This is a genomic window from Psychrobacter pygoscelis (genome assembly GCF_004335015.1).
Classification (GTDB): Bacteria; Pseudomonadota; Gammaproteobacteria; order Pseudomonadales; family Moraxellaceae; genus Psychrobacter; species Psychrobacter pygoscelis.
The window spans coordinates 1-255 of the sequence record NZ_RQRU01000026.1 but is presented as its reverse complement, the minus strand read 5'-3'; the positions used below and the strand labels follow the sequence as shown (position 1 = coordinate 255).

The window sequence follows — 255 nt, the reverse complement described above, 5'->3', positions numbered from 1 at the left end:
CGTCGATGATTGCTTGGGTCACGGGGGCGACTTCACCGTTAACTGTTAGCGTGTCACCAACCTTGGTGCCTTCAGGGACGGTAACGGTGGCGGTGATGGTACTATCTTCACCCACCTCTTCGCTGTTGTAAACGTCGTCAGCACCGGTGCTTTCAAAGCCAATAACTGGGGCAGTTGGCGCTATGGTGTCTGCTTGGGGCGCTCTGTCAGTAGCGTTAGGACTGGGGTTACCGGCGGCGTCAGTGACGCTAGCGC

At 57.6% G+C, this 255-nt stretch carries 1 pseudogene; it reads right to left on the bottom strand.

From position 1 onward, the window contains the following. Positions 1-255 (bottom strand): annotated as a pseudogene (locus EGV92_RS14035) (hypothetical protein); the annotation flags it as partial.